Source organism: Burkholderia sp. ABCPW 14, from assembly GCF_001523835.1.
Taxonomy (GTDB): domain Bacteria; phylum Pseudomonadota; class Gammaproteobacteria; order Burkholderiales; family Burkholderiaceae; genus Burkholderia; species Burkholderia mayonis.
Map to the genome: position 1 here is coordinate 1 of NZ_LOVS01000202.1, position 25585 is coordinate 25585.

General features: G+C 65.7%; 24 protein-coding genes, 2 tRNA genes and 1 pseudogene. 17 read left to right on the forward strand and 10 right to left on the reverse strand.

Going from position 1 to position 25585, the window contains the following annotated elements; all coding sequences use genetic code 11:
* The first annotated feature begins 494 nt into the window (after positions 1–494).
* The 7 genes from pstS (at position 495) to phoR (ending at position 7210) form a co-directional block, all read left to right on the forward strand.
* On the forward strand, positions 495–1526 hold the full coding sequence (gene pstS, locus WS62_RS30640; RefSeq protein ID WP_066579078.1) for a phosphate ABC transporter substrate-binding protein PstS: 1032 nt from the start codon (positions 495–497) through the stop codon (positions 1524–1526).
* Positions 1527–1632: 106 nt separating this feature from the next.
* Positions 1633–2619: a phosphate ABC transporter permease PstC gene (gene pstC, locus WS62_RS30645; protein WP_066579081.1), complete on the forward strand. Its 987-nt coding sequence runs from the start codon at positions 1633–1635 to the stop codon at positions 2617–2619.
* On the forward strand, positions 2616–3509 hold the full coding sequence (gene pstA, locus WS62_RS30650) for a phosphate ABC transporter permease PstA (protein WP_066579084.1): 894 nt from the start codon (positions 2616–2618) through the stop codon (positions 3507–3509). Before pstC ends, pstA begins: the two co-directional genes overlap by 4 nt.
* A gap of 15 nt (positions 3510–3524) precedes the next feature.
* Positions 3525–4373 (forward strand): phosphate ABC transporter ATP-binding protein PstB, encoded by an 849-nt coding sequence (gene pstB, locus WS62_RS30655; protein ID WP_066579086.1) that lies wholly within the window; start codon positions 3525–3527, stop codon positions 4371–4373.
* A gap of 20 nt (positions 4374–4393) precedes the next feature.
* Positions 4394–5098, forward strand: coding sequence for a phosphate signaling complex protein PhoU (gene phoU / locus WS62_RS30660; RefSeq protein WP_066579088.1), 705 nt, complete (start codon positions 4394–4396; stop codon positions 5096–5098).
* Positions 5099–5128: 30 nt separating this feature from the next.
* Complete coding sequence (gene phoB / locus WS62_RS30665) at positions 5129–5830, forward strand: phosphate regulon transcriptional regulator PhoB (protein WP_010102857.1); 702 nt, start codon at positions 5129–5131, stop codon at positions 5828–5830.
* Between the two features lie 69 nt (positions 5831–5899).
* A complete protein-coding gene (gene phoR / locus WS62_RS30670; RefSeq protein ID WP_066579090.1) occupies positions 5900–7210 on the forward strand; it encodes a phosphate regulon sensor histidine kinase PhoR in 1311 nt (436 codons plus the stop codon).
* A gap of 135 nt (positions 7211–7345) precedes the next feature.
* On the opposite strand, the gene ppk1 is transcribed toward phoR, so the two are convergent.
* Positions 7346–9409, reverse strand: coding sequence for a polyphosphate kinase 1 (ppk1, locus tag WS62_RS30675; RefSeq protein WP_066490568.1), 2064 nt, complete (start codon positions 9407–9409; stop codon positions 7346–7348).
* A gap of 273 nt (positions 9410–9682) precedes the next feature.
* On the opposite strand from ppk1, the gene ppx reads away from it, so the two are divergent.
* Positions 9683–11197 carry an exopolyphosphatase gene (gene ppx / locus WS62_RS30680; RefSeq protein ID WP_066490570.1) on the forward strand — a complete coding sequence of 505 codons (1515 nt, stop codon included), beginning with the start codon at positions 9683–9685 and terminating at the stop codon, positions 11195–11197.
* Positions 11198–11441: 244 nt separating this feature from the next.
* On the opposite strand, the gene WS62_RS30685 is transcribed toward ppx, so the two are convergent.
* A complete protein-coding gene (locus tag WS62_RS30685) occupies positions 11442–11885 on the reverse strand; it encodes a hypothetical protein (RefSeq protein WP_066490572.1) in 444 nt (147 codons plus the stop codon).
* A gap of 486 nt (positions 11886–12371) precedes the next feature.
* On the opposite strand from WS62_RS30685, the gene WS62_RS30695 reads away from it, so the two are divergent.
* The gene (locus WS62_RS30695; protein WP_066579138.1) at positions 12372–13445 is read left to right on the forward strand and encodes a phosphatase PAP2 family protein; all 1074 of its coding nucleotides are present in this window, start codon (positions 12372–12374) and stop codon (positions 13443–13445) included.
* A gap of 126 nt (positions 13446–13571) precedes the next feature.
* On the forward strand, positions 13572–14141 hold the full coding sequence (locus tag WS62_RS30700; protein ID WP_066579095.1) for a hypothetical protein: 570 nt from the start codon (positions 13572–13574) through the stop codon (positions 14139–14141).
* Positions 14142–14468: 327 nt separating this feature from the next.
* Here WS62_RS30700 and WS62_RS30705 read toward each other — a convergent pair.
* Positions 14469–14545, reverse strand: a tRNA-Pro gene (locus WS62_RS30705).
* Between the two features lie 168 nt (positions 14546–14713).
* Here WS62_RS30705 and sixA point away from each other — a divergent pair.
* Together sixA and WS62_RS30715 are read left to right on the forward strand one after the other, a co-directional pair.
* Positions 14714–15172 (forward strand): phosphohistidine phosphatase SixA, encoded by a 459-nt coding sequence (sixA, locus tag WS62_RS30710; RefSeq protein WP_066490575.1) that lies wholly within the window; start codon positions 14714–14716, stop codon positions 15170–15172.
* A gap of 150 nt (positions 15173–15322) precedes the next feature.
* On the forward strand, positions 15323–16141 hold the full coding sequence (locus WS62_RS30715; RefSeq protein WP_066490577.1) for a GNAT family N-acetyltransferase: 819 nt from the start codon (positions 15323–15325) through the stop codon (positions 16139–16141).
* A 313-nt stretch (positions 16142–16454) separates the two neighbouring features.
* Here WS62_RS30715 and WS62_RS35570 read toward each other — a convergent pair whose 3' ends face one another.
* Positions 16455–16625, reverse strand: coding sequence for a hypothetical protein (locus tag WS62_RS35570; RefSeq protein ID WP_010102873.1), 171 nt, complete (start codon positions 16623–16625; stop codon positions 16455–16457).
* Between the two features lie 168 nt (positions 16626–16793).
* Between WS62_RS35570 and WS62_RS30720 the strand changes: the two genes are divergently transcribed.
* Positions 16794–16994 carry a hypothetical protein gene (locus tag WS62_RS30720; protein WP_066579097.1) on the forward strand — a complete coding sequence of 67 codons (201 nt, stop codon included), beginning with the start codon at positions 16794–16796 and terminating at the stop codon, positions 16992–16994.
* Positions 16995–17193: 199 nt separating this feature from the next.
* On the opposite strand, the gene WS62_RS30725 is transcribed toward WS62_RS30720, so the two are convergent.
* From WS62_RS30725 to WS62_RS30735, 3 genes are all read right to left on the reverse strand, one after another.
* Complete coding sequence (locus tag WS62_RS30725) at positions 17194–18585, reverse strand: MATE family efflux transporter (protein ID WP_066579104.1); 1392 nt, start codon at positions 18583–18585, stop codon at positions 17194–17196.
* 7 nt (positions 18586–18592) lie between these two features.
* Positions 18593–18916 (reverse strand): DUF2288 domain-containing protein, encoded by a 324-nt coding sequence (locus WS62_RS30730; RefSeq protein WP_066579106.1) that lies wholly within the window; start codon positions 18914–18916, stop codon positions 18593–18595.
* Between the two features lie 265 nt (positions 18917–19181).
* Positions 19182–20807 carry an acyl-CoA synthetase gene (locus WS62_RS30735; protein ID WP_066579145.1) on the reverse strand — a complete coding sequence of 542 codons (1626 nt, stop codon included), beginning with the start codon at positions 20805–20807 and terminating at the stop codon, positions 19182–19184.
* Here WS62_RS30735 and WS62_RS38565 point away from each other — a divergent pair.
* Positions 20796–20896: pseudogene (locus tag WS62_RS38565) on the forward strand (heavy metal-associated domain protein); the annotation flags it as partial. The gene WS62_RS30735 and the pseudogene WS62_RS38565 overlap by 12 nt on opposite strands.
* Positions 20897–20908: 12 nt before the next feature.
* Complete coding sequence (locus WS62_RS37130; protein ID WP_156441189.1) at positions 20909–21082, forward strand: hypothetical protein; 174 nt, start codon at positions 20909–20911, stop codon at positions 21080–21082.
* Between the two features lie 78 nt (positions 21083–21160).
* Here WS62_RS37130 and WS62_RS30740 read toward each other — a convergent pair whose 3' ends face one another.
* Both WS62_RS30740 and WS62_RS30745 read right to left on the reverse strand, forming a co-directional pair.
* Positions 21161–21862 (reverse strand): peptidoglycan DD-metalloendopeptidase family protein, encoded by a 702-nt coding sequence (locus WS62_RS30740; RefSeq protein ID WP_066579109.1) that lies wholly within the window; start codon positions 21860–21862, stop codon positions 21161–21163.
* A 205-nt stretch (positions 21863–22067) separates the two neighbouring features.
* Positions 22068–22976: an aldose epimerase family protein gene (locus tag WS62_RS30745; protein WP_066579115.1), complete on the reverse strand. Its 909-nt coding sequence runs from the start codon at positions 22974–22976 to the stop codon at positions 22068–22070.
* Between the two features lie 549 nt (positions 22977–23525).
* Here WS62_RS30745 and WS62_RS30750 point away from each other — a divergent pair.
* Both WS62_RS30750 and WS62_RS30755 read left to right on the forward strand, forming a co-directional pair.
* Positions 23526–24356 carry an undecaprenyl-diphosphate phosphatase gene (locus WS62_RS30750; protein WP_066579117.1) on the forward strand — a complete coding sequence of 277 codons (831 nt, stop codon included), beginning with the start codon at positions 23526–23528 and terminating at the stop codon, positions 24354–24356.
* A 167-nt stretch (positions 24357–24523) separates the two neighbouring features.
* A tRNA-Arg gene (locus tag WS62_RS30755) sits at positions 24524–24600 on the forward strand.
* Positions 24601–24979: 379 nt separating this feature from the next.
* Here the strand turns inward: WS62_RS30755 and WS62_RS30760 are convergent.
* On the reverse strand, positions 24980–25501 hold the full coding sequence (locus WS62_RS30760) for a hypothetical protein (RefSeq protein ID WP_066579120.1): 522 nt from the start codon (positions 25499–25501) through the stop codon (positions 24980–24982).
* Positions 25502–25585: the final 84 nt, after the last annotated feature.

Sequence of the window (25585 nt, forward strand, 5' to 3'; positions counted from 1 at the left end):
CCACCCCGCGAGGCCCACGCACACTAACACACACACACCCCCACCGCGCCCCCCGCCACCCCCCCCCCAACCCCCCCCCGCACCCCCCCCCCACACCCCCACCCCAGCCCGCTGGGGCCCGACCCCCCCCCCCCCCCCGACTGGGGGGGGGGGGCGCCCCCCCCCCCCCGGGTCGGCCGCCCCGCCGTGCTTTGATGCGCTGCGCGAATTTGTCAGGCTAAATATTATAAAAACGCAGGCGCACCGATTCTCCGACCCGTCGATCCAATCTCCGACATCCCTCGCCAACGTCGGCCTTTTCCTTCGCGTGAATTTTTTACTACGCTCTACAGGCGGCATGGTCAGGCCTGCCGGCAGCCCCGACAGAGGGCGTTGCCGCCTTTCAATCGAGTCATGTTACTGTCACGGCAGCTTCATCGATTGTCACATTACTGTCATGAGCAGCCCCTAATCTTCGCGGTGCCGTAGTCATCCGCTCACACACTGGAGGTCTCATGAAATTGATGCAAACCGCGTTCGCCGGTCTCGCCGGCGCGCTTTTCGCGGTCGCCGCACACGCCGCCGACATCACCGGCGCGGGCAGCACCTTCGCGATGCCGATTTACACGAAATGGGCAGCCGACTATCAGCAGTCGGGCGGCGCGAAGGTCAACTATCAAGGTATCGGCTCGTCGGGCGGCCTGAAGCAGATCATCGCGAAGACGGTCGATTTCGCCGGCTCGGATGCGCCCCTGAAGGATGACGAGCTTGCGAAGGAAGGCCTCTTCCAGTTCCCGACGGTGGTGGGCGGCGTCGTGCCCGTCATCAACGTGCCGGGCGTGAAGGCTGGCGAGATCGTGCTGTCGGGGGCCGTCCTCGGCGACATCTATCTCGGCAAGATCAAGAAGTGGAACGATCCGGCGATCGCCGCGCTGAACCCGAAGGTCAAGCTGCCGGACACGGACATCGCGGTGGTTCGCCGCGCGGATGGTTCGGGCACGAGCTTCATCTGGACGAACTACCTGTCGAAGGTCAACGAAGAGTGGAAGTCGAAGGTCGGCGAAGGCACGACCGTCAACTGGCCGACGGGTACGGGCGGCAAGGGCAACGACGGCGTCGCGGCATTCGTGCAGCGTCTGCCGGGCGCGATCGGCTACGTCGAGTGGGCGTATGCGAAGAAAAACAAGATGGTCTACACGGACCTGAAGAACTCGACGGGCAACGTCGTCGAGCCGAAGACCGAAACGTTCAAGGCGGCTGCCGCGGGCGCGAACTGGTCGAAGTCGTTCTACCAGATCCTGACGAACCAGCCGGGCAAGGAAGCGTGGCCGGTCGTCGGCGCGACGTTCGTGCTGCTGCACGTGAAGCAGGACAAGCCGGCGCAAGGCTCGGAAACGCTGAAGTTCTTCGACTGGGCGTTCAAGAACGGTGCGAAGGCGGCTGACGATCTCGATTACATCTCGCTGCCGGCGTCGGTCGAGACGGAAATCCGCAAGCAGTGGAAGGTGAAGGTGACGGACGCGGCCGGCAAGCCGGTCGCCGAGTAAGCTTGGCGGCAACGTCATAGCGGTTCGCCGCCCGGCTGCAAGGCCGGGCGGCGTGTGCGGTACCGGCGGAAGGCGCATGCCGTTCGCCACTGAAAAACAGGCTCCCATGTCTGACATTCCTCTCGCGTCGACCCGGTCCGGCGGCCAGCCGCAGCAGCGCGCGCCGAGCCGATACGGCGACCTCCTGTTCGGCGGCCTTACGCGTCTCGCGGCAATCGTGACGCTACTCCTCCTCGGTGGCATCATCGTGTCGCTCATCGTCGCGTCGCTGCCGACCATCGAGAAATTCGGACTCCCGTTCCTGTGGCATTCCGAATGGGATCCCAACTCGGATTCGTACGGCGCGCTCGTGCCGATCTACGGGACCGTCGTCACGTCGATCATCGCGCTCGTCATCGCGGTGCCCGTGAGCTTCGGCATCGCGCTCTTTCTCACCGAGCTCTCGCCCGTCTGGCTGCGCCGGCCGCTCGGCATCGCGATCGAACTGCTTGCCGCGATCCCGTCGATCGTCTACGGGATGTGGGGGCTGCTCGTGTTCGCTCCAATTTTCGCGACCTATTTCCAGAAGCCCATCGGCGCGCTGCTGGGGCCGATTCCGGTCATCGGCGCGCTGTTCCAGGGGCCGCCGATCGGCATCGGCATCCTGTCCGCGGGCGTGATTCTCGCGATCATGATCATTCCGTACATCGCGTCGGTGATGCGCGACGTGTTCGAGGTGACGCCCGTGCTGCTGAAGGAGTCCGCGTACGGGATCGGCTGCACGACCTGGGAAGTGATGTGGAAGATCGTGCTGCCGTACACGAAGACTGGCGTGATCGGCGGCGTGATGCTCGGCCTCGGCCGCGCGCTCGGCGAAACGATGGCCGTGACCTTCGTGATCGGCAATACGAACCTGCTCGACAACGTGTCGCTGTATTCGCCCGGCAACAGCATCACGTCGGCGCTCGCGAACGAGTTCGCGGAAGCGTCGCCGGGCTTGCATACGTCCGCGCTGATGGAGCTTGGCCTCATCCTGTTCGTCATCACGTTCGTCGTGCTCGCGATCTCGAAGCTGATGCTGCTGCGCCTCGAACGCGGGGAGGGCCGTCAATGAGCTCGCCCATCCTCAACATGCCGGGCCCCGACGGCGCCGTGCTCGACGCGATGCGCGCGCGCCTGCAGCGCCGCCGCAAGGCGATCAACGTGATCGCGCTGACCGCGTCGCTCGCCGCGATGGCGTTCGGCCTGCTCTGGCTCGTCTGGATTCTCTACACGACGCTGCATCTCGGGATCGGCGGATTGTCGCTCACGCTCTTCACCGAGTCGACGCCGCCGCCGAACACGGCGGGCGGCGGCCTCGCGAACGCGATCGTCGGCAGCGTGCTGCTCATCGCGCTCGCGACGTTCGTCGGCACGCCGATCGGCATCCTCGCGGGCGTCTATCTCGCCGAATACGGCCAGAAGAGCTGGCTCGCGAGCGTGATGCGCTTCATCAACGACATCCTGCTGTCGGCGCCGTCGATCGTCATCGGTCTGTTCGTCTACGCGCTCGTCGTCGCCAAGGTCGGCCACTTCAGCGGCTGGGCCGGCGTGATTTCGCTCGCGCTCCTGCAGATTCCGATCGTGATCCGCACGACGGAGAACATGCTGAAGCTCGTGCCGAATGCGCTGCGCGAGGCCGCGTTCGCGCTCGGCACGCCGAAGTGGCGGATGATCCTGAAGATCACGCTGCGCGCGTCGGTGGGCGGGATCATCACGGGCGTGCTGCTCGCGGTCGCGCGGATCGCCGGCGAAACCGCGCCGCTTCTCTTCACCGCGCTGTCGAACCAGTTCTTCTCGGTCGACATGAACCAGCCGATTGCGAACCTGCCCGTCACGATCTTCAAGTTCGCGATGAGCCCGTTCGCGGAATGGCAGTCGCTCGCATGGGCGGGCGTGTTCCTGATTACGCTCGGGGTGCTGGGACTCAACATCCTCGCGCGCTCGGTCTTCTCGAAAAAGTAACGGCGGAGCAATCCGATGAACATGGCAGAAAGCCACCTCGATCCTTCTCATCGCGCCGCGGCGCCGGCCGGAGCCGGCACGGCGACGGGGCAGCATCCGCTCGCGCCGCTGAACCCGAAGATCGAAGTCAATAACCTGAACTTCTTCTACAGCAAGTTCCATGCGCTGAAGAACATCAATCTGCGCATTCCCGAAGGCAAGGTGACGGCGTTCATCGGTCCGTCGGGCTGCGGCAAGTCGACGCTCCTGCGCACGTTCAACAAGATGTACGCGCTCTATCCGGAACAGCGCGCCGAAGGCGAGATCCTGATGGACGGCGAGAACCTGCTTCAGTCGAAGCTCGACATCTCGCTGCTGCGCGCGCGGATCGGCATGGTGTTCCAGAAGCCGACGCCGTTCCCGATGTCGATCTACGACAACATCGCGTTCGGCGTGAAGATGTTCGAGCGGCTCACGCGCTCGGAGATGGACGACCGCGTCGAATGGGCGCTCACGAAGGCGGCGCTCTGGAACGAGGTGAAGGACAAGCTGAGCCAGAGCGGCTACGGCCTGTCGGGCGGCCAGCAGCAGCGTCTTTGCATCGCGCGCGGGATCGCGATCCGGCCCGAAGTGCTGCTGCTCGACGAGCCGTGCTCGGCGCTCGACCCGATCTCGACGGGGCGCATCGAGGAACTGATCGCGGAGCTGAAGAGCGACTACACGGTCGTGATCGTCACGCACAACATGCAGCAGGCGGCGCGCTGCTCGGACTACACCGCGTACATGTATCTCGGTGAGCTGATCGAATTCGGCGAAACGGAGAAGATCTTCATCAAGCCGACGCGCAAGGAAACGGAAGACTACATCACGGGCCGCTTCGGCTGACCGGATGACGGAGAGCAACAATGTCGGATAAACATCTGTCGAGCCAGTTCGACGCCGATCTCAATGCGGTGTCGTCGAAGGTGCTCGAAATGGGCGGCCTCGTCGAGGCGCAGATCACCGAGGCGATGCATGCGCTCAACGAATTCGACCGCGCGGCGGCCGAGCGCGTGATCGAAGCGGAGGATCGCCTCAATCACATGGAAGTCGAGATCGACGAAGAGTGCGGCAACATCATCGCGCGCCGGCAGCCGGCCGCGCGCGACCTGCGCCTGCTGATGTCGATCTCGAAGACGATCACGAACCTCGAGCGCGCGGGCGACGAGGCCGAGAAGATCGCGAAGCGCGTGCGCCGTCTTGTCGACGAGCCCGCCGCGCGCGCCGTGAACATCGCCGAGATCAAGGTGTCGGGCGAGATGGCGGTGACGATCCTACGCCGCGCGCTCGACGCGTTCGCGCGCCTCGACACGGTGTCCGCCGCGCAGATCGTCAAGGACGACAAGGAGATCGACCTGGAATTCCGCGCGTTCGTGCGCAAGCTCGTGTCGTACATGCAGGAAGATCCGCGGACGATCTCGGTCGGTCTCGATTATCTGTTCATCGCGAAGGCGATCGAGCGGATCGGCGACCATGCGAAGAACATCGCCGAATTCATCATCTACATCGTGAAGGGCACCGACGTGCGGCACCAGCCGCGCGACACGCTCGATCGCGAAGCCAATAGTTAACTCTGACGTCAAGGACGGACCGAGGTGCCGATGCCCAGCAACATTCTCGTCATCGAAGATGAGCCCGCGATTTCCGAATTGATTTCGGTGAACCTCCAGCATGCGGGTCATTGCCCGATTCGCGCTTACAACGCCGAACAGGCGCAGAGCCTGATCAGCGACGTGCTGCCCGATCTCGTGCTGCTCGACTGGATGCTGCCGGGCAAGTCCGGCATCGCGTTCGCGCGCGATCTGCGCAACAACGAGCGCACGAAGCACATCCCGATCATCATGCTGACCGCGCGCGGCGACGAGCAGGACAAGGTGCTCGGCCTCGAGATCGGCGCGGACGACTACGTGACGAAGCCGTTCTCGCCGAAGGAGCTGATGGCGCGGATCAAGGCGGTGCTGCGCCGCCGCGCGCCGCAGTTGACCGAGGACGTCGTGTCGATCAACGGGCTGCGACTCGACCCGGCGACCCATCGCGTCGCGGCGCACGCGGAAGGCAGCGAGATCAAGCTCGATCTCGGCCCGACGGAGTTCCGTCTGCTGCATTTCTTCATGACCCATCCGGAGCGCGTCCACAGCCGCACGCAACTGCTCGACCAGGTTTGGGGTGATCACGTGTTCGTCGAGGAGCGCACCGTCGACGTGCACATCAAGCGGTTGCGCGCCGCGCTCAAGCCCGCCGGCTGCGATGCTATGATCGAAACCGTTCGCGGCAGCGGCTATCGCCTCGCGAAGCACGCGTGACGGCCCGCGGCGCGAGGGGTGCGCGCCGCGCCGGGCTCATCGTTTTCATCTTTCGTCGGGCGCCGAATCATGAACATCATCTGGGCGCGCTTTGTGGTGTCGCTCGTTTTGCTCGCGTTCGTCAGCGTAGCGATCGGCGTGTTCGCGGGCCCTGTGCCGGGTCTCGCGTTCGCGCTCGTGATGCTCGTCGCGCAGGGCTTCTTCAGCACGTTCCACACGCAGCGCCTCTGGCGCCTGCTCGACGCGCCGGTATACGGCGAGGTGCCGAGCGCGCCGGGCATCTGGGGCGAGATCTACTACCGGCTGCACAAGCTCGCCAAGCAGTGGCACGCGCAGGTGCGCCAGGTCGAGCAGCAGCATTCGCGCTTCATCCAGGCGATCCAGGCGTCGCCGAACGGTGTCGCGATGCTCGACGACCGCGATCAGATCGAGTGGTGCAATGCGATCGCCGAAGTGCATTTCGGGCTCGACGCGAAGCGCGACCTGCGCCAGCACGTCACGCATCTCGTCCGTCATCCGGACTTCGTCCGCTACCTGAACGGTCAGCACTACGACGAGACGCTCGTGATGCGCGGCATGGGTGGCAATCGGCAGAACGTGCTCGCCGTGCAGGTGTTTCCGTACGGCGAGAACCGCAAGCTGCTGCTCACACAGGACATCACCGAGCTCGAGCGCACCGATGCGATGCGGCGCGACTTCGTCGCCAACGTGTCGCACGAGCTGAAGACGCCGCTCACCGTGCTGTCGGGCTTTCTCGAGACGATGCGCGAGCTGCCGCTGTCCGCCGACGAGCGCGCGCGCTATCTCGAGCTGATGGAGCAGCAGGCGTTGCGGATGCGCTCGATCGTCACCGATCTGCTCGTGCTCGCGAAGCTCGAAGGCGAGAGCAAGCCGCCCGCCGATCGCGCGGTCGACATGCGCACGGTGCTCGACCATCTGAAGGACGATGCGCAGACGCTGTCGAACGGGCATCACGAGATCACGTTCAAGGTCGACGAGACGCTCGCGGTGACAGGCGCGCAGACCGAGATCTTCAGCGCGCTCGGCAATCTCGTGATGAATGCGATCCGCTATACGCCGGAGGGCGGGAAGATCCGCGTCGAATGGCGCCGCGACGGCGCACACGCGGTGTTCTCGGTGATCGACAGCGGGCTCGGGATTCCGGCCGCCGATCTGCCGCGGCTCACCGAGCGCTTTTACCGCGTCGACCGCAGCCGCTCGCGCGACACGGGTGGCACGGGGCTCGGGCTCGCGATCGTCAAGCACGTGCTGCAACGGCACGATGCGCAACTGACGGTCCAGAGCGAGGAAGGCCGCGGCAGCACGTTCACGGCGCGCTTTCCTGCGCACCGCACGATCAGCCGGCGGCACGCGGCGTGATGCACGGCGCGGCGCGGTGCGCTCGATGAGTGCGCCGCGCCCGAGGCCGTCGCTTCGTTTCTTCTCGGTTCAGTCGAGAACGGGGCTGCAGCAAGCCGGCGTCGCGAATCGAAGGACTGCGCGCGCCGTCGTCCGTCACGTGCAGAATTTCGCGAGGAGTCCGAGCTGCGCGTTGCGCGGTGCCTTGCCCGCACGGCGGCGGCGGTAGTGGCCGTCGCTCTGCATGAGCCACGCGGACTGATTGTCGCCGAGGAACACCGACAGCCCTTCGGCGATCACGCGGCGCTTCAGCTTGCGGTCGCGGATCGGGAACGCGACTTCGACGCGGCGGAACAGATTGCGGTCCATCCAGTCGGCGCTCGACAGATAGACGAGCTCTGCTCCGTCGGCATGGAAGTAGTAGATCCGGTGATGCTCGAGAAATCGCCCGATGATCGAGCGCACCGTGATGTTGTCCGACAGTCCCGGCACGCCGGGCTGCAGCGCGCACACGCCGCGCACGATCAGATCGACTTTCACGCCCGCCTGCGACGCTTCGTAGAGCTCCGCGATCACGGTCGGCTCGAGGAGCGCGTTCATTTTTGCGACGATCCGCGCCCGCTTGCCGGCGCGCGCGTTCTCGGTTTCCGCGCGGATGTGCTCGATGAGCCGCGGATGCAGCGTGAACGGCGACTGCCATATCTCATGCAGCTTCAGTTCGCCGCCGATCCCCGTCAACTGCTGGAACACGTGGTGCACGTCTTCGCAGAGCGTCGGCTCGGCGGTCATCAGGCCGAAGTCGGTGTAGAGGCGCGCAGTGCGCGGATGATAGTTGCCGGTGCCGAGATGCACGTAGCGGCGCAGCATCGACTTGCCGTTGTGCGTCACGCGCCGCACGATCAGCATCATCTTCGCGTGGCACTTGTGACCGACGACGCCGTACACGACGTGCGCGCCGACGGCCTCGAGCTGCGACGCCCAGTTGATGTTCGTCTCTTCGTCGAAGCGCGCGAGCAGTTCGACGACGACCGTCACTTCCTTGCCGTTGCGCGCGGCTTCCATCAGCGCGTCCATCAGCGGCGAATCGGTGCCCGTCCGATAGATCGTCTGCTTGATCGCGACGACGCTCGGGTCCTGCGCGGCCTGCAGCAGCAGCTCGAGCACCGGCTGGAAGCTCTCGTACGGGTGGTGCAGCAGGATGTCGCCGTGGTCGATCGCGTCGAACATCGACGGCGCGTTCGCGATCGCGGACGGAATCGACGGCGCGAACGGCGTGAACTTCAGCTCCGGCAGGTCGACGAGGTCCGGCAGTTGCATCAGCCGCACGAGGTTGACGGGGCCGTTGACGCGATAGCAGTCCTTCTCGGTCAGGCCGCTTTCGTCGAGCAGGCGCCGTACGAGATGCGGCGGCGTGTCCGCCGACACTTCGAGGCGCACCGCGTTGCCGAGATGGCGCGCGGGCAGCTCGCCCTGCAGCGCGACGCGCAGGTTCGTGATTTCGTCTTCGTCGACGAAGAGCTCGCTGTTGCGCGTGATCCGAAACTGATTGCAGCTCTTGACGACGAGCTTCGGAAACAGCTCCCCGACGAAGCGCTGCATCAGCGAACTCAGCAGCACGAAGCCGTGCTGGAAGCCTGACAGCTCCTGCGGCATCCGCACGAGGCGCGGCAGCGCGCGCGGCGCCTGCACGATGCCCATCACCGCCTGGCGGCCGAACGCGTCGCGGCCTTCGAGCTCGACCACGAAGTTCAGGCTCTTGTTGAGCACGCGCGGGAACGGGTGCGCGGGGTCGAGGCCGATCGGCGTGAGGACGGGCAGCAATTCGTCGACGAAGTAGCGGCGCGCCCATTCGATCTGCGCGTCGCCCCACGTCTCGGTGCCGTGAAAATAGATGCCTTCCTGTTCGAGCGCGGGCAGGATCGTTTCGTGCAGCATCGCGTACTGCCGGTGCACGAGCCGCTGCGCACGCTCGACGACGAGGTCGTACACGTGCTGCAGCGACATGCCGTCCGGCGCGAGCGCCCCCGGGTTGTCCCGCATCTGCTCCTGGAGCCCGGCCATCCGAACTTCGAAGAACTCATCGAGATTGCTGCTCGTGATGCAGATGAAGCGCAGGCGTTCGAGCAGCGGGACGTGCGGATCGGCGGCTTGGGCGAGCACGCGCTCGTTGAAGCCCAGGATGCCGAGTTCACGATTCAGAAGCGGGTAGCGGAGGGACATCGGCAGAGAATACGGAAAGTCAGGCGCAGACTCGAAAGGTCGCTCGGAAATTCTCACGGTGCGATGACGTGGTGATGACAGTTTGATGTGGGTCGCCAAATCATACGCCCGAAAATCGGGGATTTCATGAAAGTGCCCTCTAGATACAATGAAAGTGTGTGATACCCGGCCGCCGCCGACACCGGAAGCCGCGCAGCGCTTAAAATGGCGCCTTTGGTCTTTTCGGTACGCGCGGCGTCGCCTGCGCGGCCAGGCGAGAACGGAGCCCCCTCGATGGTTACATCCCCGCATTTACTGGCTGCCGTCGATCTCGGCTCGAACAGCTTCCGGCTCATCGTCGGGCGCGTCGAGGAGACGCCCGCCGGCAGCCAGATCTATCCCGTCGATGCGCTGCGCGAGCCCGTGCGGCTCGCCGCCGGCCTCTCTCGCGACAAGATGCTCGACCGCGCGTCGCAGGAGCGCGGCTGGGAGGCGCTCAAGCGCTTCGGCGAGCGGCTGCGCGATTTTCACCCCGATCACGTGCGCGCGGTGGCGACCAACACGCTGCGGGTCGCGAAGAATGCCGGCGAGTTTCTCGCCGAGGCCGAGGCGTCGCTCGGCTTCCCGATCGAAGTGATCGCGGGCCGCGAGGAGGCGCGCCTCATCTATGCGGGCGCCGCGCACTCGGTGCCGGCGAGCGCCGGCAAGCGGCTCGTCGTCGACATCGGCGGCGGCTCGACCGAGTTCATCATCGGCCAGCATTACACGCCGCTCGTGATGGAAAGCCTCTATATCGGCTGCGTGAGCCACAGCCGCGCGTTTTTCCCCGCCGGCAACGTCGACGAATACACGATGCGGCAGGCCGAGCTTGCTGCGAAGCGCGAGATCCAGATCATCTCCGGCGACTACAAGAAGGCGGGGTGGGATCAGGCGATCGGCTCGTCCGGCACCGCGCGCGCGCTCGCGGAGCTCGTCGAGGCGAACGGATTCAATGACGCGGGCGTGTCGCACGGCATCTCGCGCGGCGGCCTCGAGCGCCTGAAGCGCGCGATCATCAAGGCCGAGAACGTGAACCGCCTGAAGCTCGTCGCGCTGAAGCCCGACCGCGTGCCGGTGCTGGCAGGCGGGCTGTCGATCATGCTCGCGGTGTTCGAGGAACTTGGCATCGACTACGTCGACACGACGGACGGCGCGCTGCGCCTCGGCGTGCTGTACGACCTGCTCGGCCGGACCCAGCATGAGGACATGCGCGCGGTGACGGTCGATGGCTTCATGCGACGCTACGGCGTCGATCGCGCACAGGCGGCGCGCATCGGCGCGCTCGCCGCGCGCTTCTACGACCAGCTCGACGAGCCCGAAGGCGAGGATCGCGAGGAAAGCCGCACCTTCCTCGGCTGGGCGGCCGCGCTGCACGAGATCGGGCTGTCGATTTCGCACAGCGCCTACCACAAGCATTCGGCGTACATCGCGAGCAACGCCGACATGCCGGGCTTCTCGCGCACCGACCAGGCGCGCCTCGCGGCGCTCGTGCTCGGTCACGTGGGCAAGCTCGGCAAGCTGTCGCAGTCGCGCGACGTCGAATGGCCGCTCTTGTTCTGCCTGCGCCTCGCCGCGCTGCTGTGCCGGCGCCGCAACGATGCTGGCCTGCCCGAGATCAACGTCGCACAGATGAAAAAAGGCGGCTACGAAGTGCATCTGCCGAGCGCGTGGGTTCAGCAGAATCCGCTCACCGACTACAGCCTCAGCCAGGAGGCGGCCGAGTGGGAGAAGGTCGGGATTCCGTATCGCGTCGTCTATACGGGGGCGTGATTCGGCTGCGGCGTCGGGCCCGCGTTTGTTGCGGCGGGCGCTGGGCCGCGGGTATTCGTTTGCTGCCGCTCGTGCGGCGTTTTCACGTGCCGCAGCGGATGCGCGTGTCGAGGCTCGGCGTGCGCGCCGCTTTGCGCCGCGCGTGCGAATCGGGCGGGACGGCAGCGCCGGGCGTCGACGCTGCGTTTGCTGCGCGGCATCAGGCGCGGGCCGTGCCGCGAGCGTTCCGCGCATATCGGCGTGCCTACAGCGACGTGCAGACGATCGCCGTCAGAAACGGAAACGCATCCTTGACGACCGCCTGGCTGCCCGCCTCGCGCACCTTCGCTTCCACTGCGCTCTTCGATCCGCGTACGACGACGCCGTAAGCCCAGTCGCCGATCGGCTCGCCGTTGCCGTGCGTGAAGATCGGGTCGTTCGCCTGATAGCCGAGCACGACATAGACCGGAAAGCCGTACGCGGTCAGCGAGCGGTTCGTGCGGAACGCGTTCATCGAGTTCGCTTCGACGTGCATCGGCTGCGAGCGGATCGCGCCGCTCGCGGCGAGCGGCGCGACGAACGCGTGGCCCGTCGACGAGCAGTCGAGCGCGGCGTCGAGCGCTTGCGCATCGGCGAGCGCGGGCGGTGCGCTTGCGAGCGTCGCGATCGGGATCAGGAGTCGGGTGATGAGGCGGAGCGAATCGTTCATGCGATGGTGAATGCCGGATGGGCGGCGGGTTGTCGACGGCCCAAGGCGGGCCGATTGGTCGGAATCGGGCGGGAAAGGCGTGCGGCATCGTGTGCGGCATCGAGGTCGCGGTCCTTTCGATCGGCTTTCTTCTTTCGAGCTTTACGGGTCGGCGCGGGTTGCCGGTGCGGGCGCGCCGGCGCCGTTCGCCCGATGATAGCGAAAACGTTTGGCACGCGCAGGCGGATTGGCGTGTGCGCGCGTTTGTATCGCGACTTGCGCGTTTCGTCGCGTGCGCGTTGGCGACATGCGCGTTGGCGACATGCGCGTTCGCGACATGCGCGTTCGCGATGATCGACTCGAGCGTGGCCGACGATCTATGATTGTCGGCAACACGAAGCCCGAGCGATCGGCCACTGCGGGTTTCGGGACATTGCGCGCGACTGCGTCTATCGAACGATGCCGGGAAGCGCGCGACGCGACTATCCGTTGGAAAAGAATGAATTCATGATGCATCGTGCCGACGCCGCCTCATCCGGCGACATGTGCCGCAGCGCGCTCGTGCGGCGCCGCTACCGCCTTGGCTGGGCATGGTGCGCCGCGGTGACGCTCGTCGACGTTGCGTGGCTGCGCGCGGGCGGCTACGCGCTGCAATGGTCGGGTGTCGCGGCCGCCGCGCGGGCGATCGCCGTGTGCGCGGCGTTCTCGATCGTGTTGAACGGCGTCGCGCGCGTGCCGCGCTACGCGAAGGCCGCGACACGCTTCCGCTATCGCGAGGCCAGCCGCACGCTCGCGTGGCTGGCGCTCCTGGCCGCGTTCGTCGCGGCGGCGGGCATCCTGTCCTATCTCTGCGTGACATTGAAGCCGCCGCTCGTCGACGACGTGCTGATCCGCCTCGACGCGCGTCTCGGCTTCGACTGGCCGGCCGTCTACGACCGTGTCCGCTCGCATCCGGCGCTGGAGCGTGCGCTCGCGTTCGCGTACGACAGCGCGAAGTGGCAATTGATCGGGATTCCGATCTGGCTGGGCCTGACGAGGCGCGACGAAGCGCTGTCGGAGTTCGTCGCGCTCTTCATGCTGACGAGCATGCTGGTGCTCCTGATTTCCGCGCCGTTTCCGGCGGCGAGCGCGTTCCTGCATTTCCGGGTGTCCGATCCGGCCGCATTGTCGAGCGTGAGCGATTTCGTGCGGCTGCGGGACGGGACGCTGCACGCTTTCGACCCCGCGGCGCTGCAGGGCACGGTGTCGCTGCCGTCGTTCCACACGGTGCTCGGCGTGCTGTTCGCGTACGCACTGCGGCGCGTGAGCGTCGCCGCGCCGCTCGCGCTGTTGTTCAACGGCTGGATGATCGCGTCGACGCCGACGCAGGGCGGGCATTATCTGATCGACGTGCTGTCGGGACTGCTCGTCGCATTCGCCGCGATCGTTGCGCACCGATATGCGAGCGGCGAGGGCCTCGGCGTCGACCGCGCGGCGTCCGTTGCGCGCGGGCGGCTTGCGGTTGCCGAGCCGCCGGCCGGTGGCGACATGGCATTCGCACGACGCGACGCGCACGCATCCGGATCGAACGGCGACGCCTGAACTGCACGCGGGCCGCGCGACTCCATTGCTTTTGCCGGATTCGCTTGCTATCACAGATGACAGCGGATGCTCGCATCGAGCGGCGTTCGCTCACCATCGACGAACAACGATAAGGAGGATGCGCATATGGCCAGCCCGGCTGCCCACAAGATCATGATCGTCCGGCACGCGGAGAAACCGACCGGTGACGACGCGCCGTACGGCGTGAACGTGAAGGGCGAGCAGGACGTCGAAGCGCTCACCGTGTTCGGCTGGCAACGCGCGGGTGCGCTCGCGGTGTTGTTCGCGCCGAGCCGCGGTCCGCTGCAGAGCGCTGGGCTCGCGACGCCCGATTGCCTGTTCGCGGCGGCGGTCGCGAAGCATGCGAAGAGCGAGCGGCCGCTCGACACGATCACGCCGCTCGCGCACAAGCTCGGGCTCGCGATCTGCGACACTTACACGAAAGGACAGGAAAAGGCGCTGGCGGAGGCGGCCGTCGCGAGCAAGGGGAGCGTGCTGATCGCGTGGCAGCACGAGGATATTCCGACGATCGCCGATGCGATTCCGCTCGGCAAGGACACGGTGCCGCAGAAATGGCCGGACGATCGCTTCGATCTCGTCTGGGTGTTCGATCTCGATGCGGCGAGCGGGAAGTATCGGTTTAGTCAGGTGCCGCAGCTTTTGTTGAAGGGCGATCGGAATAGCGCGATCGAATGATCGATGGCGTGGGCCTGGCGGGTCGTTTCGTTTTCGATGAAACGAATCGCGGCGTCGCGCTTCGTCTTGCGTAGACGCGAACGTTACCGGTTGGCGCACGAGGGCGCGCTCACGATGTCGTGATTCGATTGTGACGACGCGCGTCGATCGCGCGTGCGCCCGGAATCCGTGCGATTCCGGCAATCCACACGGATAGGGCAGCGTGTCGTTGGAGAAAATGAGAATTGAAGCTAGCGAACATTCTGGCTCATTGGAGCCAATGTCGGAGGCACGAATCCAGAAATGGAAAAGGGGCTACGGCGATCAACCGTAACCCCTTGAATTCCTTGGTCGGAGCGATAGGATTCGAACCTACGACCCTCTGATCCCAAATCAGATGCGCTACCAGGCTGCGCTACGCTCCGAAGAATCATGGATTGTATCGCTCCTATTCAAGCCGGGTCAATCTCCGCGTGCAATGGCGGACGCATGCATGCAGACTGCGCAAGAATGGCGGGGCGCCGCGGCAAAGCGCTCGCCGTGCCGCGACGCCGCGGCATGCGGCTTCAACCCATTCTGGAGGCGTCCTTGTGATGAACCTGATTCTCTGGCGGCATGCCGAAGCCGAAGACTACGCGAGCACCGATCTCGCGCGCCAGTTGACCGCGCGCGGCCGCAAGGACGCGCAGGCCGTCGCGAAATGGTTGCGTGCGCGCATCGAGCGCCACGCGACAGTGCTCGCGAGCCCGGCCGCACGCACAGTGCAGACGGCCGAGGCGCTGACCGACCACTATCGAACTGCGGACGAGCTCGCGCCCGGCTGCGACGTCGGCGACGTGCTCGCCGCGGCCGGCTGGCCGGATGGAATTGCATCGACGGTCGTCGTCGTCGGACATCAGCCGACGCTCGGCTGCGTCGCCGCGCATCTGCTCGCCGGCTCGGACGAGAGCTGGAGCCTCAAGAAGGGCGGTCTGCTGTGGTTTTCGAGTCGCGCGCGCGAAGGCAATGGGCAGACTGTGCTGCGCGCGGCCATCTCGCCCGATCTAGTCTGATTGGCCGCAATCAAACGCTATTTCCTCCTTTCTGCTAAAGTCAAATCGGCGACACGTCACCGAATGGACACCGTTTTGCCACGCAAGCGTCACGGCCGGTTACTACATTGGCGGGCATGTCGTCTCCTTCCTTACGACCAGGAAAGCCTAATGCGAGAACTGCCGACGCCCACGCTCCCATTTGCCTCGCTACCTCTTGACCTGCCGCGCCGCCGTCTACCGCGCGCGTCCGAAACGGTTACCGCTGAGTTCCGCCTGCGCGCCGCCTGGGCGCGTACCGAAGACGAGTTGCGCGAAGCGCAGCGTCTGCGCCACAGCGTGTTCGCCGAGGAAATGGGCGCGCACGTGAGCGGCCCGGCGGGCCTCGATGTCGATTCGTTCGACCCGTACTGCGATCACCTGCTCGTGCGCGATCTCGACACGCTGAAAGTCGTCGGCACCTATCGCGTGCTGCCGCCGCATCAGGCCGCGCGTGTCGGCCGCCTGTACGCGGAGGGCGAGTTTGATCTGTCGCGTCTCACGCACCTGCGCTCGAAGATGGTCGAAGTCGGCCGCTCGTGCGTGCATCGCGACTATCGCAGCGGCGCCGTCATCATGGCGCTCTGGGGTGGCCTGGGCACATACATGCAGCAAAACGGCTACGAGACGATGCTCGGTTGCGCGAGCGTGTCGATGGCCGACGGCGGCCACTATGCGGCGAATCTCTATCAGTCGCTCGGCGACGCGCTGACGGCGCCCGAGTACCGCGCGTTCCCGCACACGCCCCTGCCCGTCGACGAACTGCAGACCGGCGTGAAGGTCGCGCCGCCGCCGCTCATCAAGGGTTATCTGCGGCTCGGCGCGAAGATCTGCGGCGCACCGGCATGGGATCCGGACTTCAATTGCGCGGACTTCCTGACGCTGTTCCGCCTGTCGGACATCAATGCCCGCTATGCGCGTCACTTCCTGAACGACCCGCTGCCGCGCTGACGCTGCCCGGCTCGATGCGAACGACGGCACGGCGAATGTATCGCCGTGCCGTTGTTTTATCGGCGGTTGATCAGGGAGGCGAAACGATGGGCCGCGTTGTGTCGCGGTGTCGCTGTGCGCGCGCTTGACGTGCGATGCGCTGCGACCGCGCGTATTCCGGCGCGCGAACAACGTCTCTCGTGCCCGCCACGAGCGGGCATCAGGTGATTTCGAACTGGCACCGTCCGCGCGCTATGGCGGCGCGCCGCGCGCGCATCCACGTGCGGCGTCGCGTTCGTCGTGCATGAGACGGTGGAAGAGAGGCGGCAGCGTGTCAGTGCTTGCGCCGCCAGTCGAGCAGGTGATGCTCAGCCATCCAGTGATGGATCATGCCTTCGCCGTTGTGCGAGCGCTTGTATTCGCGCGACTCGTACACCGACAAGCTGACGAGCACCAGCAACCCGATACCCAGGCCGATCAGGCCCGCAATCGATTCGGCATCCATGGCAGCCCTCCTTTCACACCGGCATAGCGCCACGTCTACATAGTAGGACATGCCGGCGCGGACACGAAGCCGCGCTTCGGCGTCATCGCACGCCAATTTCCAGTAGACTCGCCGGGCGCGATCCGGCAGAAACGGGGGCGCGATCGTTCATTCACTCCGAGGAAATTCATGACCCGCATCGTCATCGCCGCGCTCGTGGCGGCTGTGCTCGCCGGCTGCGCAAGCGATCCCCGGCAAGGCCGCCGCGGCACGCCGCCGCAAGATCCGCCCGATTATCAAGGTGTGCCGACCGACATGACGCCGCCGTCGATGCTCGGCGAGCCCGGGGCAGGCGGGGAGGCTGCGGCGCCCGCGAAGCAGCCGCAATAAGCGCGTTGTGCGCAGCGTTTGGCGGCGCGCACGCAGCGTGCCTGCGCGCCGCGATGCAGGCGCCGGCGCGGCTCGCCGCTGGGCAGCGCCGAGTCGCACGACACAGGCCGTTTGACGATGCATTCACGTCGCCAAGGCCGCCATTGGCGACTAACGGGTATCGGTCAAGCCTTGCGCCGCGGGCGACGCGAAAAACACGTTAGCCTGTAGTGCGCGCGATCGACGGCGCGTGGCCCGCGACGGCTCGCTCGAGCCCGGGCAGATGGCGCGCGAGCGTCGCGCCGCGGGCGGCCATGAATACGAGCAGCGCGACCCAGAGCCCGTGATTGCCGAACGGACCGACAAGCGCGAACGTCGCTGCAACAAACAGCGCGAACGATGCCGCCATCGCGCGCATCAGCGCTCGTGTATGCGTCGCGCCGATGAACACGCCGTCGAGCATGAAACCCCAGACTGAGATCACCGGCGACAGCGCGGCCCACGGCAGGTAGCGTTCGGCGACGCTGCGAATCGACGGCTGATCGGTGAGTTGCGCGACGATCCAGCTGCCCGCGCCCCAATAGACGAGTGCGAAGCCCAGCGCGCCGATGCCTGCCCAGAAAAACGTCGCGCGCAGCGCTTGCCGGAACGCGTCGCGGTTGCGCGCGCCCGCCGCCGCGCCGACGAGTGCCTCGGCGGCGTGCGCGAAGCCGTCGAGCGCGTACGCCATAAAGGTCTGGAAATTGAGGAGGAGCGCGTTCGCGGCGAGCATCGCATCGCCTTGTCGCGCGCCGAGATGCGCGAACCAGCCGAACGCCGACAGCAGGCACAGCGTGCGCAGGAAGATGTCGCGATTGAGCGCAACGAGGCGCGCGAGCGCCGCGCGATCGAAGAGCTCGATGCGCCTGATCTTCGGCAGGCCGCGCGGGTTCAGCCGGCGAAGCAGCAGCGCGCTGAGCGCGAAGCCCGCGATATCCGCCGTCGCGGTCGCGGCGCCGATGCCCGCGACGCCCCAATCGAAGCGATATACGTAGAGCAGCACCGCGCCGATGTTGACGACGTTGATGAACACCTGGATCGCGAGTGCGACGCGCACGCGCTGCACGCCGAGCAGATAACCGAGCACGACGTAGTTCGCGAGCGCGAACGGCGCGGCCCAGATGCGCGCGTGCGCGTAGTCGAGCGCGGTCGAGCGCACCGCGTCGCTGCCGCCGAGCGCGGCGAACGCAAGGCCTATGAGCGGTGTTTGCAGCGCGAGCACCGCCGCACCGAGTGCGAACGCGAGCAGCAGCGCGCGCAGCACGTTGATGCGGATGCCGGCGAGATCGTTCGCGCCGAACGCCTGCGCGACGAGCCCCGTCGTACCCATCCGCAGGAAGCCGAAGCCCCAGTACACGAAGTTGAAGAAGAGGCCGCCGAGCGCGACGCCGCCGAGATACTGCGGGCCGTCGAGATGGCCGGCGACGGCCGTGTCGACCGCGCCGAGAATCGGCTGCGTGAGATTCGCGGCGATGATCGGCAGCGCGAGGCCGAGCACGCGGCGGTGCCAGCTCGCGGCGGAGCGCGGCTCGGGGTCTTCGTCGGGGTGCGCGGACGCGGAGGGGGCGGACATCGCGGCGTTACGTGCGTTCCTGCACGCACACCCACGGCGACACGACGACCGCCCACAGCTCCGGATTGCGCGTCGCGTAATCGTGCGCGGTTCCGGCCTGCATCCGTTCGACGTGGCCCGCGGACAGCCAGCGTGTGACTTGATCCTTGTCGTCGCCGGCGACCGCTTCGGCGACGCTCACGAGATCGAGATCGCGCGCGACCGACAACAGCTTGCCTTGCGCGAAGAAGCGCTCGAGATCGCACCAGTCGATCTTGGCGGTTTCGCCGAGAAGCTTCAGGTAGAGCGGGCTGTGCTGCGCGTTGGGGGAGGAGGGGGTATTCGGAGACATGGAGTGAGGCAACTGAACTACGGTGAGCGCCACTATAAACCATTCGCGCGGCCGGCGAGACTCGGCCGCTCGGACGAGTTTCGCAGCACGCGGCGGCGTGGGACGATAAGGGCGTACGCGTGCCGATGGATCTGCGTGAGCGGTGTGCGTTGGCGCTATCGCGTTGCTTTTGCGGCCGATTCGATGCGCGTCGCTCGCTTGCGGAGCGAGGCTCGACATGCTGCGCTTGCGCCGCATGCGTTTCGAACATCGGATGCATCACGCATCACGCATCACGCAGCGCACGGCGGATGATCTTGCCCGTCGCGGTCATCGGCAGGCTGTCGACGAATGCGACCGCTCGCGGATATTCGTGCGCGGCGAGCCGGGTCTTCACGTGCGCCTGCAACTCGCATGCAAGCGCGTCGCTTGCTTCATAGCCGGCGTTCAGCACGACGAACGCCTTGACGATCTCGGTGCGGGTCGCGTCCGGCACGCCGACGACGGCCGCCATCCGTACCGCCGCGTGCTTGAGCAGGCAGTCCTCGATCGGGCCCGGACCGATCCGGTAGCCGGCGCTCGTGATCACGTCGTCGTTGCGGCCGACGAAACGGATGAAGCCGTCGGCATCGGCGACGCCTGCGTCGCCCGTCAGCAGATAGTCGCCGGCGAACTTCTCGCACGTTGCATCGGGCTTGTGCCAATACCCGATGAACATCACCGGGTCGGGCGCGCGCACGCCGATGTTGCCCTCGATGCCAGGCGGCAGCGCGTTGCCGGCATCGTCGACGATCGCGACGCGATGTCCGGGCGCCGCCTGGCCGATCGTGCCCGCTCGTGGCTCGAACAGCGCGCTGCACGATGACAGCACGACGTTGCATTCGGTCTGTCCGTAGAACTCGTTGATCGTCACGCCGAACGCGTCACGCCCCCATGCGACCAGTTCGGCGCCGAGCGACTCGCCGCCGCTCGCGACCGACTCGATTGCGAGCGCGTAGCGTTCGCGCGGCTGGGCGACGGCCGCGCGCATCAGCTTCAGCGCGGTCGGCGGCAAGAACGTGTGCGTCACGCCGTGCCGCGCGAGCAGTTCGAACGCGGCCACGCCGTCGAACTTCTCGAAGCGGCGCGCGAGCACCGGCACGCCGTGATGCAGCGACGGCAGCAGCACGTCGAGAAGGCCGCCGATCCACGCCCAGTCGGCGGGCGTCCAGGAGAGGCGCGCACGCGCCGGAAAGAGGTTTTGCGACATCTCGACGCCGGGAAGATGGCCGAGCAGCACCCGGTGCGCGTGCAGCGCGCCCTTCGGCTTGCCCGTCGTGCCGGACGTGTAGATGATGAGCGCCGGATCGTCGGCCGACGTGTCAGCGGGTTCGAACTTGTCCGATTCGGCCGCGAGCGCCGCATCGAACGCGAGCACGCCGGGCTCGGCGAGATCGGGCGCGCCGTCGATGCAGTAGATCGTCGCGAGCGACGGCAGCGACGCGTGCAGCGGCGCGATCTTCTCGTAGCCGGCGCGATCGGTGACGAGCGCGACCGCGCCACTGTCGCCGAGGCGGAATTCGAGCGCGTCCGCGCCGAACAGCGTGAAAAGAGGCACCGCGATCGCGCCGAGCTTGTACGCGGCCAGATGTGCGATCGCCGTTTCCGGGCCTTGCGCGAGCAGGATGCCGATCCGGTCGCCGCGCTTCACGCCTGCGCGCGCGAAGCTGTTCGCGAGGCGATTAGAGGCGCTTCTCAACTGGTCGAACGTGTAGCGCGCGATGACGCCGTCCGCATGCTCGTGAATCAGTGCGACGCGGCCGCTGCCGTCAGCCCATTTGTCGCATGCATCGACACCGATGTTGTAGCGCGCCGGAACGCGCCATTCGAAGCGGTCGACGAGTTCGGCGTAACTGGCGGCGTGGGGCAGCATCGGGCGTCTCCGGTTGTTTTTCGTGCGGCGTTTCGACGCACAGTACACCGAATCGCCGGGCGTACGCGCGGCCATTAGGGGCGATCCTAGAGGGCGCGTTCATGCGCAAACTACAAATGCTGCGTATGATCGTTTCACCAACAATAGATACGACCATGGACCTGTTTCTGATAGCTACGGGGCTCAGTGTGATAGGGATCGGCGCGCTGGTGGCGTTCGCGCGCCGCGTCGATCCGCTTTCCGGCCGTCTGCACGGCCGGCCGCGCAAACGCTGATCGTTTCTTGATCCGATCGCCCGGCTCGCGCCGGAACGCGCACGACGCGCCGCGCCGTGCGCGCCGCTTTGCGCTGCGTCAGCGCGACGGCAGGTAGCGCGACGGATCGATCGAGCGGCCGCCGTAACGCAGCTCGAAATGCAGCGCGACACGGTCGTTGTCGGTGTCGCCCATCTCCGCGATTTTCTGTCCCTGCGCAACCGTCTGGCCTTCCTTCGCGAGCAGCGTGCGGTTGTGTGCGTACGTCGTCAGGAAATCGGCGTTGTGCTTGACGATCAACAGGTTGCCGTAGCCGCGCAGGCCGTTGCCCGCGTAGACGACCGTACCGGCTGCTGCTGCGACGACGGGCGTGCCCGCCGTGTTCGCGATGTCGATGCCCTTCGACTTCGAGCCGTCGAACGAGCGGATCACGTTGCCGGCGGCGGGCCATACGAGCGAGATGCTCGACGCGGGCTTCACGGAGGGCGGCGACGAGGTGGCGGGCGACGACGGCGCCGGGCGGCTCGGGCTGCGCGAGGCGCTTGCCGTGCCCGACGTCGAAGCGGAGCCCGGCGGCGGCGCGACGCGCAGCACCTGGCCGACTTCAATTGCGTCGGGATTCGTGATCTGGTTCCAGCGGACGATGTTCGCGATCGACTGGCGATTCGCGCGCGCGATCTGGGAGAGCGTGTCGCCGCGCTCGACCCGGTAGAAGCCGGGGCCGACGGGCGCCGAGCCGCACGCGGCGAGCAGCGCGGCAAGCGATGCGACGACGAGCCGTCTCGTGGTTTTCTGCAACATTGAACCTCGCAAAGCACCGCCGCGACGGTGCGCGGCAGCGGATACAAAAGCATCTGATTTTAACGGGTTCGGCAGCGGGCTCGTCGTTTCGGGGTATTGGGACGTCGGCGGCGGGTGTTCGGAAGGTTTGGCGGGCGGGCGGGGCGGACCCGCGCGGCAGCCGTTCGAGCAGGCTGCCGCGCTTGGGCGAGCGTGGTGCGCGGCGCTACGCGAGCGGCGTCACGCGGATGCGCAGCGCCGCGGTTTCGGTTGCGCCCGGCGCGACGTGACGCAGGCCGAGGCCGTTGTGGATCGCGTCCGGCAGGCCAAGCCACGGCTCGACGCAATAGCAATCCGATCCCGGCGCTTCGGTCCACGTCGTTACCGCGTACCACGGCACCGAGCCCGAGCGGTTCAGGTCGATCTCGATCGCGTGGCGGCGGCCGGGCATCAGCACGCGCACCGGTTCGGCGGGCACGCCGTCGAGGCAGTGGAAGCAGTCGAGGATGCGCGGATCATCGAGCGTGTAGCGCGGCAGACCGGCTTCGGGCGCGCTGATCGAGCCGTCGTCCAGTTGACGGCGTCGCTGCGTCGGCGGCAGTTCGAGCACCGACGACGCGCGTTCGGCGTGCGGCAACGCGAAATAGAAATGATGGCCCGCATAGTGCGGCAGCGCCGTGTCGCCGAGATTGGTCGTGGTCAGCTCGACGTCGAGCGTGCGCTCGTCGACGAGCCGATAGCGCGCGGCGAAGCGGAATTCGAACGGAAAGCCGGCGCGCGTCCGGTCGCTGCTTTCGAGCGTCAGCGCAACGCCGCGGCCGTCGGCGTCGACTTGCGCATCGAACGGCAGGTCGCGTGCAAAGCCGTGCATCGGCAGTTCGCGGACGACGCCTGCACCGTCGCGCCAGAAGCCGATCCGTCCATCGACGCGGTGGCGGCCGAGAAACGGGAATAGCAGCGGATTGCCGCCGCGGATCTTCGCGGGGAGGGACCAGTCGGCGGATTCCGGCCAGAAGACGACGCTCGCGCCGTCGATGCTCCACGACAGGAGTCTTCCGCCCGCTTGGGGCGCGATGCGCGCGAACGACGCGCCGTCGATGAGTTCGAGGATGTCCTGGTTCTGGAAAGAGGGCATGATGGCAGGCGTCGACGTTCTCTAGAGTAGGGCCGCCAAGGATAGCGGAATCGCCGCGGGCTTGTGTTCGCGGGGCTGTGCGGCGGGTCACGCGCGGACAGCTAAGGGAAATCGCGCATGCGGGAAATCGAGGATGTCAAAAATGGCAAGCTGTAAGGACAATGACGCAAACCGGTCATTCTTAAAGCGCCGGATCTGTACCCAATAAGGAGCGAACATGGATCTGGCAACTGCAATGGCCCTCACGCTGTTCGGCATGTTCACCGGCAGCACCGTGCTGTTCTTCTACAAAGTCGGCCGCTGATTCGCCGCTTTTCGCTCCGAGAGCATTGTTGTAATCTGCTGCGATTCGCTTTCGTTCAAGCTTTCGATCGTATTAAAAGTGTATCTGGCTGTTAGCCAGATGCCCGATTCGCGCCAAACGCCTTGGCGCGGTCATTCTCGCTCGGCATAATCGGGGCGCGGTTTTTTCGGGCGGCGCGGCGATCTGCACGACGCCGTTCCCGTCAGTTCTCCTCGCTTAACCCACTCCGATAAAAGGACCGACGCGTGAGTTTCTGGTTTCTGGTATTTCTGAGCGTCCTGCAGGGCGTCACCGAACTCTTTCCTGTCAGCAGCTTGGGGCACACGCTCCTCGTGCCCGCGCTTGTCGGCATGCACATCGACAAGCATGCGCCGCAATTGCTGCCCTTCCTCGTTGCACTGCACCTCGGCACCGCGTTCGCGCTGCTGTGGTATTTCCGCGAGCGCTGGGTCGCGCTGATCGCCGGCTTCTTCGCGTCGCTGAACGGACGCAAGAACGACGAGGGTCATTTGATGTGGGCGCTCATCATCGGCACGATTCCGACGGGGCTCGTCGGGCTGCTGCTCGAAAAGCGCATTGAGCGGGTGTTCCACGATTTACGTATCGTTGCGATCGCGCTGATCGTCAACGGCATCCTGCTGTGGCTCGGCGACCGCATTCAGCGCGCGCGCGCGCATCGTCCGCCCGAGAAGCTGACGTTCAAGCAGGCGTTTTTCGTCGGCCTCGCGCAGATCGGCGCGCTGATTCCAGGCTTTTCGCGCAGCGGTCTGACGATGATCGCCGGCAACGCGGCGGGGCTCACGGCGGAGAAGGCGGCGGAGTTCTCGTTTCTGCTCGGCACGCCGATCATCTTCGCGGCGGGGCTGCTCGAATTGCCGAAGCTTTTCCACGCGCCGGATCAACTCGCCGACGCGCTGCTGGGCGGCGTGTTGACCGCGATCGCCGCGTATCTGAGCGTGCGGTTCCTGATGCGCTATTTCGAAGGGCGCGGGCGGCTGGCGTCGTTCGGCTTGTACTGCGTGCTCGCGGGCCTTTTCTGCCTCGGCTGGTTCATGTTCAACACGCAGCCGGTTTGATGCGCGATTGGCGTTTCCGATCGCTTCCGGGAGGCGATCGGGTATAATTGCCGGCTCGGTTTTTGCTGGGCTTGCCGTGGGATGCTTGTCATGGCTGACGGAACATTTCGGCAGCCTCCCGCAGCACTGAAATGCGCGGCGCTTGCCGCCATCTTCCTCCTCCTCGACCGCCCTTAGCTCAGTCGGATAGAGCAACGGCCTTCTAAGCCGTAGGTCACACGTTCGAATCGTGTAGGGCGGGCCAGAAATTCCTTCCAAATCAATCGCTTATCCACGCGAGCGACTGCGGTAAAGTCGTTCCATTCGCTGTTCAGTGTGAATGGAGTGTGAATGGATTCGGCCACCGATAATCGCGATGAGGTGGCGCGCTCGGGGCTGCTGCTTGTAAACCGGGACGAACTGAAGCACAATACAGACACGGCGCGCCAGCGCCGTGCCCGCATTGCAATCAATTGCATAATAAGGTAAGCGCCGCTAACGTCGTTCTCACCCCGCCTAGGGGTGCGACGAGCAGCACGGTTGCTAGCCGCATGAATGCTCCTTGATTTGCGCTCCTTTCACGGACGCGGGTTGCAATATGAGCCCGCACCGACGTTCGCGGCGTCGAGCGGGCTCTCTCAAATTCAATTCTTGTAAAGATTCCACCTGAATAGACCGTCTCCGGCTCGAGTCCAGTCGGCAGACTTGAACAGCATGTTTCCGATGCTAGTTCCGGGGCGGGTTGATTTCAGGTCGATTCCACGTTTCTTCACTTCCTCAACGGCATCAGCCAACAACAGCATGCCGCCGTTACGTTGAGCCAATTCAATACACATTGAAAAGATCGTGTGTCGAACGTCCTCGACGGAATCACCCAAGTCGAGAAGTCCATCTGCCGTAGGAGGCGGCACAATTTGCGCAGGGTTTGCCGTATCGGCGGACAGTTGCCCTTCGCGACGCCGATGTAGTTGCGTAAGCTGCCCTAATAGAGCCTGCTCTTTCCGCAGCACCATCAGTTGGTGCTCTAGCGCTGCTATCTGCGTCCCTAATGTCACTTCAATGTACTCTGCTGCTTCATCGAGGCGATTCTCAAGAAGAAGACGCATTACATGCTGAGTCGGCGTTGCTTGATCTTCGGGGTGCGGCATAAGGTTCTCCAAGTTCATGCGATTCTGCGCCGGCAATTCTCGATTGTCAATCTGCCATTCACGGTTAATGAATTGGTGCGTGAATTTGGTGTCCGCTTCATT

Excerpts from the sequence above, each read along its gene's own strand:
- phoR (WP_066579090.1), top strand. The coding sequence starts at position 5,900 with ATGAACATCATCTGGGCGCGCTTTGTGGTGTCGCTCGTTTTGCTCGCG.
- ppk1 (WP_066490568.1), bottom strand. The coding sequence starts at position 9,409 with ATGTCCCTCCGCTACCCGCTTCTGAATCGTGAACTCGGCATCCTGGGC.
- WS62_RS30730 (WP_066579106.1), bottom strand. The coding sequence starts at position 18,916 with ATGTCTCCGAATACCCCCTCCTCCCCCAACGCGCAGCACAGCCCGCTC.
- WS62_RS35570 (WP_010102873.1), bottom strand. The coding sequence starts at position 16,625 with ATGGATGCCGAATCGATTGCGGGCCTGATCGGCCTGGGTATCGGGTTG.
- sixA (WP_066490575.1), top strand. The coding sequence starts at position 14,714 with ATGAACCTGATTCTCTGGCGGCATGCCGAAGCCGAAGACTACGCGAGC.
- pstA (WP_066579084.1), top strand. The coding sequence starts at position 2,616 with ATGAGCTCGCCCATCCTCAACATGCCGGGCCCCGACGGCGCCGTGCTC.
- WS62_RS30735 (WP_066579145.1), bottom strand. The coding sequence starts at position 20,807 with ATGCTGCCCCACGCCGCCAGTTACGCCGAACTCGTCGACCGCTTCGAA.
- WS62_RS30740 (WP_066579109.1), bottom strand. The coding sequence starts at position 21,862 with ATGTTGCAGAAAACCACGAGACGGCTCGTCGTCGCATCGCTTGCCGCG.
- WS62_RS30685 (WP_066490572.1), bottom strand. The coding sequence starts at position 11,885 with ATGAACGATTCGCTCCGCCTCATCACCCGACTCCTGATCCCGATCGCG.
- WS62_RS30700 (WP_066579095.1), top strand. The coding sequence starts at position 13,572 with ATGGCCAGCCCGGCTGCCCACAAGATCATGATCGTCCGGCACGCGGAG.
- WS62_RS30725 (WP_066579104.1), bottom strand. The coding sequence starts at position 18,585 with ATGTCCGCCCCCTCCGCGTCCGCGCACCCCGACGAAGACCCCGAGCCG.
- pstS (WP_066579078.1), top strand. The coding sequence starts at position 495 with ATGAAATTGATGCAAACCGCGTTCGCCGGTCTCGCCGGCGCGCTTTTC.
- pstC (WP_066579081.1), top strand. The coding sequence starts at position 1,633 with ATGTCTGACATTCCTCTCGCGTCGACCCGGTCCGGCGGCCAGCCGCAG.
- WS62_RS37130 (WP_156441189.1), top strand. The coding sequence starts at position 20,909 with ATGCGCAAACTACAAATGCTGCGTATGATCGTTTCACCAACAATAGAT.
- phoB (WP_010102857.1), top strand. The coding sequence starts at position 5,129 with ATGCCCAGCAACATTCTCGTCATCGAAGATGAGCCCGCGATTTCCGAA.
- WS62_RS30745 (WP_066579115.1), bottom strand. The coding sequence starts at position 22,976 with ATGCCCTCTTTCCAGAACCAGGACATCCTCGAACTCATCGACGGCGCG.
- pstB (WP_066579086.1), top strand. The coding sequence starts at position 3,525 with ATGAACATGGCAGAAAGCCACCTCGATCCTTCTCATCGCGCCGCGGCG.
- WS62_RS30720 (WP_066579097.1), top strand. The coding sequence starts at position 16,794 with ATGACCCGCATCGTCATCGCCGCGCTCGTGGCGGCTGTGCTCGCCGGC.
- WS62_RS30715 (WP_066490577.1), top strand. The coding sequence starts at position 15,323 with ATGCGAGAACTGCCGACGCCCACGCTCCCATTTGCCTCGCTACCTCTT.
- WS62_RS30695 (WP_066579138.1), top strand. The coding sequence starts at position 12,372 with ATGATGCATCGTGCCGACGCCGCCTCATCCGGCGACATGTGCCGCAGC.
- ppx (WP_066490570.1), top strand. The coding sequence starts at position 9,683 with ATGGTTACATCCCCGCATTTACTGGCTGCCGTCGATCTCGGCTCGAAC.
- phoU (WP_066579088.1), top strand. The coding sequence starts at position 4,394 with ATGTCGGATAAACATCTGTCGAGCCAGTTCGACGCCGATCTCAATGCG.
- WS62_RS30760 (WP_066579120.1), bottom strand. The coding sequence starts at position 25,501 with ATGAACTTGGAGAACCTTATGCCGCACCCCGAAGATCAAGCAACGCCG.